The organism is Leclercia sp. GLN_9 (genome assembly GCF_043105735.1).
GTDB lineage: Bacteria > Pseudomonadota > Gammaproteobacteria > Enterobacterales > Enterobacteriaceae > Enterobacter > Enterobacter adecarboxylatus.
Map to the genome: position 1 here is coordinate 124,113 of NZ_JBICLV010000016.1, position 14,864 is coordinate 138,976.

Annotated in this window: 12 protein-coding genes; 9 read left to right on the top strand and 3 right to left on the bottom strand. The window is 39.9% G+C overall.

Features of this window, described 5'->3' with window-relative positions:
* Positions 1-30 precede the first annotated feature (30 nt).
* The 5 genes from ACF8PE_RS10530 to ACF8PE_RS10550 all read left to right on the top strand — a co-directional run bounded on the left by ACF8PE_RS10530 (position 31) and on the right by ACF8PE_RS10550 (position 6,349).
* The gene (locus ACF8PE_RS10530) at positions 31-1,878 is read left to right on the top strand and encodes a recombinase family protein (protein WP_155166453.1); all 1,848 of its coding nucleotides are present in this window, start codon (positions 31-33) and stop codon (positions 1,876-1,878) included.
* Between the two features lie 271 nt (positions 1,879-2,149).
* A complete protein-coding gene (locus tag ACF8PE_RS10535) occupies positions 2,150-2,305 on the top strand; it encodes a hypothetical protein (protein WP_155166454.1) in 156 nt (51 codons plus the stop codon).
* Positions 2,306-2,320: 15 nt separating this feature from the next.
* A complete protein-coding gene (locus tag ACF8PE_RS10540; protein ID WP_155166455.1) occupies positions 2,321-2,575 on the top strand; it encodes a hypothetical protein in 255 nt (84 codons plus the stop codon).
* Positions 2,576-2,682: 107 nt separating this feature from the next.
* The gene (locus ACF8PE_RS10545) at positions 2,683-5,745 is read left to right on the top strand and encodes a hypothetical protein (protein WP_392494825.1); all 3,063 of its coding nucleotides are present in this window, start codon (positions 2,683-2,685) and stop codon (positions 5,743-5,745) included.
* A 190-nt stretch (positions 5,746-5,935) separates the two neighbouring features.
* Complete coding sequence (locus tag ACF8PE_RS10550; protein ID WP_155166458.1) at positions 5,936-6,349, top strand: hypothetical protein; 414 nt, start codon at positions 5,936-5,938, stop codon at positions 6,347-6,349.
* 170 nt (positions 6,350-6,519) lie between these two features.
* Here ACF8PE_RS10550 and ACF8PE_RS10555 read toward each other — a convergent pair whose 3' ends face one another.
* Positions 6,520-7,284 carry a hypothetical protein gene (locus tag ACF8PE_RS10555; RefSeq protein WP_155166459.1) on the bottom strand — a complete coding sequence of 255 codons (765 nt, stop codon included), beginning with the start codon at positions 7,282-7,284 and terminating at the stop codon, positions 6,520-6,522.
* Positions 7,285-7,726: 442 nt separating this feature from the next.
* On the opposite strand from ACF8PE_RS10555, the gene ACF8PE_RS10560 reads away from it, so the two are divergent.
* Positions 7,727-8,491, top strand: a complete 765-nt coding sequence (locus ACF8PE_RS10560; protein WP_392494826.1) for a lysozyme inhibitor LprI family protein — start codon at positions 7,727-7,729, stop codon at positions 8,489-8,491.
* A gap of 137 nt (positions 8,492-8,628) precedes the next feature.
* Here ACF8PE_RS10560 and ACF8PE_RS10565 read toward each other — a convergent pair whose 3' ends face one another.
* Positions 8,629-8,967, bottom strand: coding sequence for a zinc ribbon domain-containing protein (locus tag ACF8PE_RS10565; protein ID WP_155166461.1), 339 nt, complete (start codon positions 8,965-8,967; stop codon positions 8,629-8,631).
* A 977-nt stretch (positions 8,968-9,944) separates the two neighbouring features.
* Here ACF8PE_RS10565 and ACF8PE_RS10570 point away from each other — a divergent pair.
* Positions 9,945-10,274, top strand: coding sequence for a hypothetical protein (locus ACF8PE_RS10570; RefSeq protein ID WP_155166462.1), 330 nt, complete (start codon positions 9,945-9,947; stop codon positions 10,272-10,274).
* Positions 10,275-11,051: 777 nt separating this feature from the next.
* Here the strand turns inward: ACF8PE_RS10570 and ACF8PE_RS10575 are convergent.
* Positions 11,052-11,624, bottom strand: coding sequence for a recombinase family protein (locus ACF8PE_RS10575; RefSeq protein WP_155166463.1), 573 nt, complete (start codon positions 11,622-11,624; stop codon positions 11,052-11,054).
* A gap of 376 nt (positions 11,625-12,000) precedes the next feature.
* On the opposite strand from ACF8PE_RS10575, the gene ACF8PE_RS10580 reads away from it, so the two are divergent.
* Positions 12,001-12,525: a DUF1643 domain-containing protein gene (locus tag ACF8PE_RS10580; protein WP_230459556.1), complete on the top strand. Its 525-nt coding sequence runs from the start codon at positions 12,001-12,003 to the stop codon at positions 12,523-12,525.
* Positions 12,526-12,543: 18 nt separating this feature from the next.
* On the top strand, positions 12,544-14,508 hold the full coding sequence (locus tag ACF8PE_RS10585; protein WP_155166464.1) for a nuclease-related domain-containing DEAD/DEAH box helicase: 1,965 nt from the start codon (positions 12,544-12,546) through the stop codon (positions 14,506-14,508).
* Positions 14,509-14,864: the final 356 nt, after the last annotated feature.

Below are 14,864 nucleotides of genomic sequence, written 5' to 3' on the forward strand. Positions count from 1 at the left end.
TCGGAATAGATGACGTTGGAGTACTCATAAATGAAAAAATGCTTTATGTATTACAGGGTTAGCTCTGATAAGCAACTAGGCGGTACAGGCATTGAACGTCAGGAAGAGAACTTACGAGCATATGTTAAGCGTCTTAACCTGTGTAGTCAGATGGATGTGCCACTGCCTATAGAACTTTCTGACCCTGGTGTCAGTGCCTTTAAAGGACTGAACATGTCAGAGGGCAACCTCGGTAAATGGATGAAAGAAGTTGCTACAGGCATTCATGATGGCTCACTTCTCGTACTTGAATCCATAGACAGGTTTAGTCGCCAAAACCCGTTCACCGTGATGAAATACCTCAGTACTCTGGATGAACATGATATCAGCATTCATGATGTCAGCTTGGGTCTGGTCATCAACCGTTCTAACAGTTCGATGTTGCCTATAGTGGCTATGTCTGCACAACGTGCCTATGAAGAGAGCAAGTATAAGAGTACTCGTATCAGCGATGGCTGGCAGCGTAAACGCATCACTGCTTTTGAGAAGGGTACTGTAGTTACAAACAAGCGGCCTTTGTGGATTGATGTTGTAGATGACTATTATGTACTCAATGAGAAGGCTGAAATAGTCAGAGAAATTTTCAGACTTTATCAAACCGGGATCGGTTGTCCGACAATTGCAAAAATCCTACAGGCGAAAGGTGACGAATGGAGACTAGCTTCACCAAAAAACCGTGGTGGTTGGCGAGCAGAGTCTGTATATAAGGTACTCACTAATAAGCGTGTGACGGGTGTCATTTTCATTACCCAGATTGTTCGTGACTTTGACAAGTATGATACTGACGCAGTACAGAAAAAGTACGAAAGAAATGTTTACCCAGAAGTCATCAGTATGGAAGAGTTTGAACTCGTTCAAAAGATGCTGGAATCACGCAATCCTAAGAATAATCAAAAGACAATTGGTCGAGTTAGTCAAAAGAATGATGACGGTGCACCATTAATTAAGAGCAACATCTTCACAAGTGTTTTTAGATGTGGGAGGTGTCACGAGGGGATGTATCATAATGTCGTTACACGTGAGAGGTTTGCTAAACGCGTAGGCGAAATAGTAACGTCCGAATATCGTTATATTAGGTGCATTGCCGAACGTGATAAGTTATGTGACAACAAATCGTTGCGTTATGAAGTACTCGAACAGTTCATTATTGAGTATATTAAGAACCTCAATTTCACGCAGATTATCAAGTCAGGTGAACTGAAACCTGAAATTGAGTTGCTGCAAATGAAAATTAAAGAAGAGCAAGAACATATTTCTGACTATGAGCAGGGTATTGAAAAACTGAAGTCCAAAGGTAAAAAAGTACCTTTTGATGCTTTGGTAGAGTTAGAAGAAAGTCAGACCAATTTGAAGGCAATGCAAGAACGGTTAAATGGCATCAAGGATGTGAGTATAGATACGGAAGTACTAACAGAGATTGATATTGCCACAGTATTCGATGTTGAGAATATAGAATTGAGATCTCGAATTGAATACGAAATCTCAAAGGTAATAGATCGCATAGAGCTAGTCACTGAAAGTAACCACTATATCTGTACTCTACATTATAAAGATGTGGACGTACTCAAACATGTACTGATTATTCAGAGTGGAAAAAAACCTAAACTCGCATCAAGCGTTTCAATCTCGCGTGAAGTTGACGAGACACACTATAAAACACCTTCGTTTGAACTGATCGTTAAAGATAATGAATTCACATTAACAGTACTTCAAAATGTGATTGTCTTTACGGACTATGCATTACTACTGAACTATGTAGACACATTACCAGGTAGTAAAGTACTAGGTGTGTGGATGCGTGAACATTTCAATGAAGTACTAGCGAATTCAGTACTGTAATCCTCTAAATAGCCCCAGGAATGGGGCGTAATTATTTTTCACAAAACCCCCTCGTTTCAGCCTCATTTTCTGAGTAATTTGATAAATAACTATGTAAAGAGCAAAAAGCCACGCTCATTTTGGGATGAAAAACGCATGAGTGTTACAATCAAAATTATCAAGACGAGTTCGACTCCCTTTCGATTGTGATTATGTAAGCCCCTTGCAATTAGGGGTTTTTCTTCACGTCGGAAAACACCTTTTTTGAACTCAAATTTCACAGGAAAAACACATGCAAAAGATTAAAAAAACTGGGATGGTAACAGTGCGACTGACTGAAATGCAGATGCAATATCTACAATCATTAGTCGATGGGGGGCAAGCCCCGAAAGGTTTACCAGCGGCAATACAATATACAATCAATCAGATGATTATCACCAAAAAGTAAACAAGGAGTATGAATATGGAAATTGTAATTCACAATGGTAAGAAAGTAATGCAGTTCAGTAATGTAAAAATCTGGGGTGTGTGGTTTGAGGACAATATCGGCTCATTACCTGGATTCAGGGCAACTTTCGAATTGGATGGTTGGAAAAATGCAAGTCGCGGTTTGATCGATTCCACATGGTATGAAGCCTTTGCCGCAGATATCGGTATGTCGTATGCAGAACTATATAAACTGTTGTTCCAATATCAAGACGCCAGCTTCAAACACTAACCAAAAAAAAGCGAGGCTAAATAAAGCCTCGCTTTTCAGTATTTCGGTACTGGGAATACCGAAACGTAAATACCTAACATCAACCAAATACAGATAAGGATATCACAATGTATTTATCAACAAACCAAATGCTGAAAGTAACCTACTTTCAAAACCGATTTGCATCAGATAATGCTGAACTCAAAGCGAAGGCCGCAGCAGAAGGCCGTACAGTAGCCGCTACTGTACATACAGAATGGTCATGGGCAGAGATAACTAATATGGTTATGGATCGTTCTAAATGCGCTACATTCACTGCCCACGATGCAGACGCATATAGCAAAGCTAAACAAAAATTTGATGCCGTTGTTATTGCACAGATGATTGAAGGTGGTGCACGTAGTGCAAGTAACGTCATTGCTCATTACGCTGTTGTACTCGATATTGATGACGGTATTTCAGTACAGGATGTTCAGAAGGATCTCAGTCAATACGAATATGTACTGTACTCAAGTGGCGGTACTGGTATCAAACATGGCGAACGCTTCCGCGTAATCCTCCCACTGGCTAAAACTCTAAGTGCTGAACAGTGGGCTGATTATTCAGAGTCTCTGAAAAAGCGTTTTCACTATTCAGATGCGTCATTCAGTAAATCACTGCAAATTCAGTACCTACCGCAATTGAACACAGCACATGCTGATAAGTTCGTCAGTCATCATAATCAGGGACACTGGCTCGATGTACAGGCCGATATTGAATTCGTTCAACCGATTCAGAAGGCCGCGTACATAAACCCATTAGTGCCAGTTCAGTACGATTTTGGTGATTCACTGGATCAGTTAGTCAATGACCTAATTCAACATAACGCCGGGCAGCTTGAATATGAACGCCGCCGAATTTTGGGCAACCATATGAAAGCCGCAGGGTTCAACGATGGGCAAATGTTGGCAGTACTGAATGTTGTTGGTCGTCCTGGGGCAGAGAAATCTGGTCAGAAAATGCTGGGTATGGCTAATGCTTCATACGGTGATATCAAAGGTCTGTATAAGTACTTACCAGCAGGGTACGTAATGCCGATGCCGCAGGTGAAACTTTCATTCATGGACGTTAAACCAGCAGTACTGAACTCTAAGAGCAAATATGACTACGAGTTGTTTCTGAATGCTGACCAGTATCTGAGTGATGTCGCAGACCAATTCAAAATTGAACGCGGTGTGAACCTGATGGGTGCTGTTTGTGGTGGGGGTAAATCGTACTACTGGTCGAAACAGGATGATGTACTGATGGTTTGCCCGTTGCTCAGTATCGTGTCACAGAACCAGCGTGAGGGGGCAGAGTTCAACAACTTGAAAGAGGGTGGTGTGGGTACATACCAGCAGTTGTATTCAATCAAGAATGACAAAGTCAATCACGCGAAATACTCCAAAATGACCCTAGTCGTTGATGAAGCACACGGGTTGTATTTGGATAGTGGTTTCAAGGCCAGTACTAACAAAATGGTTATGGACTGTTTTAGTCTGTTCAAATCAGTTGTATTGATGTCTGGTACTGTTTGCCCTGAATACTTCAGCAACATCAAATTCACAAATGTAATTCGCGTGAATAAAGAACAACAGTTTGAAAAGGTGTTGCACCGTCAGTACTGCGAAAATGACGTGGTAGGTACTGCCATTGAACATATTCAGCAAAGTAAGAACAAAATGGTAATTCTGTTGAACGATAAAAATGAAATTGCTGTACTGAAACGTAAGTGCAAGGGTAAACGATTCATTGAAATCACGGCTGATACAAAAGATACAGAAGAAGTACAGGCGTTCCTGAAAGATCCAGTACTGTCACATTTCAATTACGATGGCGTGATCGGTACTAACAGTATTGTTGAAGGTCTGAATATCAATGATGTTGTGGACCAGGCTGATGTCATTGTCATCGGTAGCTGTTCGCCAGAACGCGTACAGCAGGTTACACACCGCTTTCGTAAGGTAACTGGGACTATCCATACTCATCATTTCACCGATGGTCTAGTACTGGATAATGTGCAGGTAATTGACAGTACTGATTTGGTTCAGTTGGCAATGTCGAATGCAGAGTTGATGAACAAGCGTATCGCGGCAATGTCTACGAGCCGTCGTAATAGTTACGTGAACTCATACCGCCGTGAAAGCAGGGACGAGATGATTTACTGGGACGGGAAATGCTTCCAGGTTTCCTATACATGGGTAGATCATGAGATGGCAGAACAACGTGCAGATCGTGCTGCAAATGATTTCAGCCATTATGCACAGGAGCTATCACAGTATGGTTTCAAGTTTGTGCAGCCTGGCCGCCGTGTTCGTGTTGCCGACCTGGTAGAAGAACGTGCGGCAGTGAAAGCTGATGTGCGTGAACAGCATGAATCGACGGTTGATCTACTTGTGTCACAGTGGGTTGATGGTGAATTTGTACCTAACGCTGAGACTGATATAGCAGATGCAAAAGTACAACGTAACCACGTCCATTCGTTCATCAATCGAGGTCTGAGCCGTGCTGATGTTCCTGAGTACCTGAATCGACTGAAAGTCGATAAACAGTACTGGCAGCGTCTGAACGGTGATTTGAATAGCCTGGCGGGTAATGCCGTTCGTGATTTCATCATTGCCCAGTTACCGCAATATCTGGTTAGCTACGGTAAAGGCCAGCAGGGGTTAACTGCACAGGGTAAACGCGATCTGGCTGAATCAGTGGTTCAGTTCGTGTTACGTGATCGGTTTGATGGTGATTGGGTTCGTATGAAGGGTACTAACTGGTGTTCAGTAATGGCAAGTGATCCACATCCTAATAGTGATCCTTATAATACTGAAAAAGATGTGGATCACTTGATGAATGGAGCAGATAAATCAGCAGATGCAGTACTGAACCGGTTCATCACAATGGGTAAATCCCAACGTGCCAGAATCAACAAGAAAGCTGAACGTATCACACCAGTACTGTATACCTCGCTAACAGGGTTCGACCTGATTTCAGGTCAGCCAGCTACAACGGGTATTCAGTCGCAGGCAGTGCAACAATTCAGGGTTGAACTGGTGAAGTCCGTAGCCGCTCCGGTCATGCCTGATGTTGTTCACGTGCCTGATGTTGTGACACAGCAGCCAGCTAACGAAGCAGCTAAATCTAATGCACGTTCTTTCCTGAGTAAGGCACGAAAACGCTAATCGGTAAAGGTGGCAGTACTTGATAGTACTGCCACCGTCATTTTAAATGCTTACAAAAAACAAGGTAATGCGAATCATTAATAAATGTATTGAAAAAAACAATACATAACCTAAATCTCTAAAATATATGCATTGCATCTAAATTGATAGCTATATAGTCTATACATGTAAGCAAATGTGTGAGGTTAGGATGAATAACAAAAGCAGTTTGAACATCCCCAGTGAAGTATTTGAAATTCTGGTAAAAGAGCTTCATCAATACTCTTTAAATGACGATGACGTCTGTAATGAGCTTTTTGAAGAGTCTAAGAAAAATATTGAGATATACAGAACTGCTGTAGAACATAGTAGTACAATTATGCTTAGTCGAGAGACTATAGGCATCGCATGTTATTGGCTTTTGCTATTGTCTGAATTAACTGAAAATGACAAGCATTGGAAATTAGTTATTCAGTTGTTAAGCGTTGATAAGGGCTTAAGCCTTTACCAGCATCTTAATGAAGTACTTGAACTCAAAAAAGATGCTATAGAGAATTTGGATCTAATCGTTCAAAAAGCACAACTAAAACATAACAACACGAAACAATATGAAGATTTTTTTTGATATAAAGCGGAAGTAATGGTACATGATTTGACATAAGATTAGACATTGCGATGCCGGTACGTCATGGTAAGCTGTGAATCCCTGCCAGTACTGAACCGTTTGGGGTTTGTTGATTAGGGTTCGGTACTGGCGGGGGCTTTGGCAGTACTGAACAGTACAGCCAAAATACGCTAACGGAGTCTCCACGTTTCAACTAGCTCTGTAGCTGTTAACAGTTTCAGTACTAGTTCGTCTGATGAACGATTCTCGCTGAGCGATGAAATGAATCTACTGATTTCAGTTATATCAATACTGCAAGTGCGGTAATTTAACTCCATATACTGAGCACCATTTGTAACATCTATTTTGTCAAAAAACGGTTTAACCTCATTGGAAATAGTTTCACCGTATTTTTCCTCAAACGATACTGGATTAGGATTGTTATAAATTTCAACTGCGTGTATGAAATTAGCATCCAGATATAATCGGGCTGCAACAGCAGAAGCTTCAAAGCTGTTGGAAATTTTGGTACGTAGAAAACTGTTAATTTTTTCTAATTTTGCGTTTGCAGGCGGTAGTTCTACACCTTCATTCCACATATCCCTGATAAGTTCACTCGTTGCTGTTTTCTGAGATGTGAAGCTCAATTTGTTTTGTTCTAACAAAGCGGTGAACTTCATAACTACAACTCGTAAAAATTCCTCACTTCTGAATAGTTGGTCTAGGTAACTAACTGGCACTCCCTGTTTGAAACTTAGGGTTCTGACCACGCCGATAAACTCATTCCGTTTATCATCGTTATTGATCCAGGTTGGGCGATAGAGATCTTTAGTTTCATTCAGCTCTCTTTTTGCCCGAGTTACAACTGCATAATACCGTCTGGTTTTAGCTTTGTTGTACCCGCCGATAATTACATAACCGAGCCATGCGACAATCAGTAACCCTATAATTTCCATATATTCTATCCCGCAATGTAATGTGCCATTATTAATTTAAATTCGAATAATTTGAATCTTAAGTACTGCAATCCAGCCAAAACATTATGTCATCCCTTATTGAACTGTATAGACCTACTAAAAATGGTGGGGAAAAATAGTGCTACACGATTTGAGTGCATGTTGCATATGCGACTTGCACCAGGTCATTTTAGAACATCGCCAGTAATCATTCTTACTAAGGTTATGGCTTACATTATCTACAAAGCAGTTGAGTATTGATAAGGGCCGAATGGGATTGAGTAGTTGCTTATCGAAAGGATGCCCGGAGATTACAAGAATTATTAAAGGACTTCATACAACGGACTGTTTACAAAATCCATGACAAGGATAGAATCTTCATTCCTTTAAGGATAATCAACAACATAGAACAACAAGTTAAAGCAACTACAGCGAGTTTATTATGCTAAAGAAATTAAGCCTTGCTATCAGTGTGTCATTGGTACTTTACGGTTCATCCGCGTATGCAGCAGCCTTTGATTGTTCAAAAGCAAATGGGTATGTTGAACTGACAATTTGCACTACTCCAGCACTATCATCTCTTGATGATCATTTAAATGCACTATATAAACAGGTCAATCAGGCGAAGCCAGAAAATGCTCAGCTTGTAAGAAAAGCCCAGCTTTTGTGGTTGAAAGAAGTGCGTAATAAAGCCACAACAGCCCAGATGATTCAGCAAGCGTATCAATCAAGAATTAATGATTTGAATATGATGGTAAATGATCAGCAATCATTGCCACAGCCACAGCCACAGCCACAGCCACAGCCACAGCCACAGCCACAGCCACAGCCACAGCCACAGCCACAGCCACAGCCACAGCCACAGCCAAAAGTCATCAAAAAAGATTATAGTGATGAGGTGAAGAAACTAAGGAGGGTATATTCAACTGCAATAGAGGATCAGGGGGCAATGATTTGGTATTGTCACAGACACGTCAGTGCTAACGGAGATAGGGGCATGGATGCATTAACGGTTTGGTCAATGCAACAAGGACAACAAACTCAACAGGCAACAGATTTAGGCGATGCCCTTTACAGAGTAATTAAAAGTAATGAATTAGTTGATGATCCAAATGTTCAAAGTACAGTAAATGAGTTGAAATTACGAAGCGTGTCAATCTGCCAACAACTTTCTGACTTTGCAGTACAACATGGCTTGGTAAAATAAATAATTGCTAAAAAAGCCCGCTCACCGGGCTTTTCAAATATTATTCATTGCTAGAGATACTACGTTAGTCACTAAGACATGAGGTTTTTATTTTAAATTCAAAATTCACCAGAGATTATATTCAGGCCAATCGAATTTTAACGGTATTTTTCTTTGTCACGGAAAATATAATGAAACACCCAGACAACAAGCCAGAGGCCAGCAGTAAAAAATGTTAGAACAAAATGCAGCAAGTGGGGAAAACTTTTAGGTGCGACATAACCAGGGTGATAACCATTGCCGTTATTATTATTGTTGTTATTATTATTACTAACCACAATGTTAGGGTTTTGAGCACGATCCCGCTTTAACTGCTCGATGTCTCGCATTTGCTGATCTAAAATCTCGCCACAATGTTTACATTTTTTTGCGTTTAACGAAATTTTTTCATCACAGTATGGACAATTTTTTTCATTTAAACTAGCTGACAAATCCATTCTCCCCCCTAAGGATATTATGAGATTGTTGAATCAAAAGTCTCTGGTTTTTTAGATAGTTACAACAGAGGAGCAAACTTACAAAGTTTGTAAGAATATGTCAAACATATCAGTAGGGGTATACCAGCAAGCCCGCAAAAACTGCTAAGAAGTCTCCGCTTTACAAGGACTCTAACGCCGTCAGAACCTCCCGTGCTTTCACTAGATGAGATGTGCATCTTAGATGTATGTAACGCCACTAAACCACTCTGGCGGAAGAACGCCATACATTCTGGGTTTAGAAATTCAGCCAGCACTCATGGTAAATACTCACCCACACACGAGTAAATTACCTTATGAGAACATCAATATACCTTCCGCAATATGGCAGTACTGAACTCTATTTCGAGATGGTTCAGGAACTACTAGCAGTCATCGATACAGAACCACTAATCAAATTAGATATGCAGTACGACGAACATAGTGAAGTACTGCACATCTTTTTTAGCCATCCAGAACCCGATCAACAGAACTTCATGCAGGGCCTGGTATTACTCTATTGCCCTGATTACCACTGGCACTGTTAGAACGGCAGTTCACCCTGGTCACAGAACCAATCATCATCGTCGTGTATCTGATGCATACGGTGTACTGAGTCCAGATAGGTAAGGCCGTCTAGCACTCGTGGTAGAGGTTCAGGGTAGAGCAGTACAAAGCAATCAGGTTGAATCTGACCTAACCAGTACTGCCTATGCTCGTTCTGAAAGAAGACTTTATCACCCATCCTGAACTCATCTAGAGCTGAACCCCAATAGCACACAGTAGCCCACTGCCCATGATGTACGAACCGCTGTATACCACTGGTGATTGAAGCATCGTAGCCATCTTTGTTCCCCATCCCTATACCCTCCATTTATACTGTATGTTTGTACAGTATTGCAGACAGTAAGAATAAGATCCAGACTGGCCGGAGTTTAAACAATAACACCGGGAAGTGTATGAAAATCGTACAAAGTATCGCAGACGATACACTGGTATTTGAATCATTGTCTGCTGATGAAAGTATCAAACTGACCCACAACGCTTTAGAACTAATTTCGAAGTTTGAACAAGGTTCGGAAGAACCAACCGCTAAAGAACTGGGCAGGGCGTGTTGCCTATTACTGACTGTCGCAGAAGACTTTATGAATGTTGAGTACTGGCAAACTGTAGAAGAACTATATTCTGGTGTTAACCATTCGTTCTACAAAGAAGAAGTTATTGCAATCCGTGATTACTATTTAGAATACCTCTTAGAACAGCCTGTATCACTTCACAAACAACGCTAGAATTATTCACGCACGGACGCGTTTAATTCAGTACAGACGCATACAGAGCGATACAGACGCATTAAAAGGCACTCCCAGACGGGGGAAGCCTCGCGTAGTTTCGGCAGGCCGATCTTTTATGTGTATATTCAAGTTTTGAACACTCGCGTACCGCACAATAACAGTACTGGTACATGCTTTGATGTGATCCCAGTCATTACGCTATAGATTGATTTTCATGGAATACTGTAAACTTCGTTTAGTACTGCCCAGCGAGTAATATCGTTCGTATATATTAGATGTTATACATACCTCACCCCTAAATTTGATCCGTGTGGGGTCAAACAAGTATACATGGCAAAAACCTTATAACAGCTATATCTGATGAATACATACAATAAGCTGTCCGGATATGTTGAGTATCTTGGATGAAACGAAATGTCACTCTCATGTAATATTTTTCTGTCGAATCCTAAAGCTTATGTCCTGTACTTTTTTTGAACTGTGGAATGGTATTGGTGCCTTTATTATACCTTTTAGTTTTTTTTAAACAATGGTTCAGTATTGAGTAGCACCGATCAAGATATTGCATGCTTGACCAATAAATTAGCACAGACCATATACTAATGATATATAGATGAGTAAACAGGGGGAAAAGCATACATCGCTATCCTCATTATGAGTGTATGCTCAAAATCCAAAATGAGTACGCCGTACATGAGTAACTCTTCCTCTTCGTAGTACTTTTCAACGAACGGCCAAAATTCGAGTAGTTCTTCATTAACAAATGAAAATTCATCATTCGGCATAGTTCCAGTACCGTTTCACAGTGGCAATTGAAACAGCAAGTTTTTTTGCTGTCATAGACTGGGATAATCCCTCACGTTTGCATTCCTGAATACGCTCAGTGCTGACAGCGTTAGGACGCCCAAGTTTTTTCCCAAGTGATTTGGCCTGAAGCAAGCCATCCATAGTACGTTCGCGTATGCGGTCCCTTTCAAAGTTAGCAACACTAGCGAGCACCGACATCTGGAAGCGTCCTGCAGAACTGGTCAGATCCACACCATCAAGATCCAATGACTTGACGATTATCCCTTTGGTCCGGAGCATATCAACAGTACTGAGAACATCAATCATGTCCCTGCCCAATCGGTCAAGCTTTAGGACGATTAATTCATCACCTGGTTCGAGTTTGTTCTGTACCATATTTCTGAACTGGGGGCGTTCCATTGCACATACTCCCCCGCTGATGGTTTCAACAACTTCACGAGCTGGCGGAACGTTGTAACCACGTTGGCTTAATGCCAATAACTGGTTTTTTACAGTCTGTTCCGTTGTACTCACTCGACAGTACAGAAAAATGCGACTCATGATCATCACCTATAGTATCAAAAAGGTAGGCTCATAGTACAAGTGGTATCAAAACTGTCCAGTACTATTTTTTGATACTAGTTTTGATAGTTGTCTGTGCTGGTGTCAAAAACGAACGATTCTGATACTGCATTAGAAGCCATATACATTGTTGATATTACTATCCGATGAATTTGTAGTGTTGGAGCGGCTGGCTTCAGATATGGACAAGATCATAAAAAGGTATTTAATTCATTGTCAGTCAGAAAGAGGGAGTAGTATTCTTTTAGTCGCGTGTTTTATCATTGATAAAAATCATGACCAATATTACTTTCCTGACGCGATTGTGTGGCGATTTTAGACAGTCTTAGTATGGGCATAAAGCAGAGGTAGTATAGTGAATTTAATTAACAGATTGCAATACGAGACTAGTTTCAGTCATGCAGTATTATCACCTTGCCGCCGCTACCGCTACGCCTTAAGCCGTGTATGGGACGCAGATAAGCCTTATGCTCTGTTCATAGGACTGAATCCTTCGACGGCGGATGAGGCTTTGGATGATCCCACCATTCGCCGCTGCATCGGGTTTGCCAAAAGCTGGGGATATGGCGGCCTCGTGATGGCTAACCTTTTTGCCTATCGTGCAACTGAACCGGAAGAAATGAAGAAGCAGGATGACCCACTTGGTGAAGAGAACGATTACTGGGTGGTGGAATTAGCCAGATACGCTGGGGTGGTTATTGCTGCATGGGGGAATGAAGGAAGTTTCCGACAACGTTCAGCACATGTAAGGTCATTAATACCTGAGTTGTATTATCTAAAATTGAATAAGTCAGGTGAACCTGCCCATCCACTTTATCTCAAATCGACATTGACTCCAGCTCTCTGGGCGAAGTTGATAGATAACATCACGGCGTATTAATAATACAGGAAGTAAGTTATGGCCATAATTTACCCTTCTTTAGAAAACATATCTCGCTTGAAAGTAAAGCCCACAGAAGGCGAGTTTTACTTACTTAGCTACTTACATGAAAATTTGGATGACACGTTTGAAGTTTATTTCAATCCATTTTTAGATGGAGATCGACCAGACTTTATTATTTTGAAGGAAAATACAGCGATATTTGTCATTGAAGTAAAGGATTATAATTTAGATAACTACTGTGTCGATAGCTTTAATAAATGGCATGTTAAAACCAATCGGGGTTTAGTTCGTATTCCTTCACCACAGTCGCAGGCATTTATTTATAAATCTAATTTATATCAATTACATTTGCCTGTGTTGGGTCTTTCATACTTAGAAAATAGAAATTTCTTTAATCTTGTCCATCCGTTTGTTTATCTTCACAAGAGTGATAAAACGTTGGTTGATGATTTTTATAGGAGTGCTGACAACCAAATCCGAGAAAAATCAAAAGAACTTAGCGATCAATATAAAAAAAATGAGCTCACTCAAGAGAAATACAATCAACGGGCTGAACAATTATCGGCAAGTAAAAAGAAGCTCTCAAGGGATAAATCAATGATTTTTGGTTTTGATCGAATCAAAGATCTGGCCAAAAAGATACAAAGTTTTAAACCACATGTATTATTTGATCAGCGAGTTTACGATGATCTAAAACGACGTCTAATGCCTAGTGAACATACGCTTAAACAAGGCAAAAAAATACCTTTAGATGATAAACAAGTTAAACTTACTATAAGTGTACAAGCTAAAGAAAAAATAAAAGGTGTTGCAGGTTGTGGAAAAACCACGATTATTGCAAGCCGTGCGGTCAATGCACATATGAGGCATCAGGATAAAGTACTTATTCTGACTTTTAATATTACACTGAAAAACCTCATTAAGGATAGGATTAGTGACATTTTAGGCTATCGAGATACGCAAAATTTTGCTGTGACAAATTATCATCAATTTTTTAGTTCTCAATTGAATTCGACAGGACAAGATATTGGAGATTTGATTGAAAGATTTGGTTTAGATAATTTATATAAACGCGATTGTTTTCAAGGTACGTCAGTTGAGCAATATCAAACTATACTGATTGATGAGGTTCAAGACTTTGAAAATGAATGGATAAAAATTATCTGTGATAATTTTTTAGTCCCTGATGGTGAAATGGTGCTGTTTGGGGATGAATCGCAAAATATCTATGAGCGAGATAGTGAAAAAGCTGCTATAAAAGTGGATGGGTTCGGGAGATGGAGAAAATTAAAACGCTCTTATCGGAATAGTTTAGATTCTCCACTAAATGAGATTTTTAAAGACTTCCAATCAAAATATTTAATAAGTAAGTATTCTGACTCTGAATTAATGGAGACCATACCAGTTCAGGTAGGAATGAATTTTAATCTTCTAACATACTATACGTGTGGTAAGGATTGGATAACTCAGTCGTTTCAAAAAATCCAACACTATATTAACAACTACAATCTTAATCCTAATGATATCGTCATATTGTCATCAAATATTTTTATTGTAAGGAGAATTGCGGAGTTATTTAATGAGAGAGAAAAAACACACTGTATGTTTGAAACATACCATGAACTTTTTCAATTGATAGCTCAATACAGTCATGATTATAGTGTTGAGTCACTTAAAGTTATGAAAGAGGAAGAATTGCGAGGTGTGATTAAAAGGTTCCCATTACTTAAGATTGATTTAGAGCGAGCAAGAAGAACTAAAAAAAATCATTTTTATGCTAATAGCGGACTAATTAAGCTTTCAACGGTACATAGCTTTAAAGGGCTTGAGTCAAAAACAGTTTTCTATGTAATGGATGACAAAGACACACCGGAGATCATCTATACGTCGATTACTCGATCAACAGAGAATTTGATCATCTTGGATAAAAGTAAGGAAGTTCCATATTTAGATTTTTTTAAATGCATTAGTTCTGACTAAACTCCTCGCTATCATCTGGGCGAAAACAATCTATTCTCTGGAATATGTTATGTTCATCGCCCATTGTCATCTTTGTTTTAAGCCATGGACTGACGGTTTTCCTCAGTATCAGCATAGTTGGTACTGTAATCATAAGTACAGCAAGAAAACCTTTTAAATTTGAAGCTATTCTATATACGTCAGGCAGGTAGTACTGATTAAGTACTGGACAACGTTTTTCAGGGTGCTACATTACATTTGTTGCACCAAAACGTAATCTCATGATAACTCTACACAATTCAGTACAGTAAGTTGGCTGGTCCCACATATTTCTTGATAAGCACAGATAATTAACTATCCCATTATTCGCAATTCCT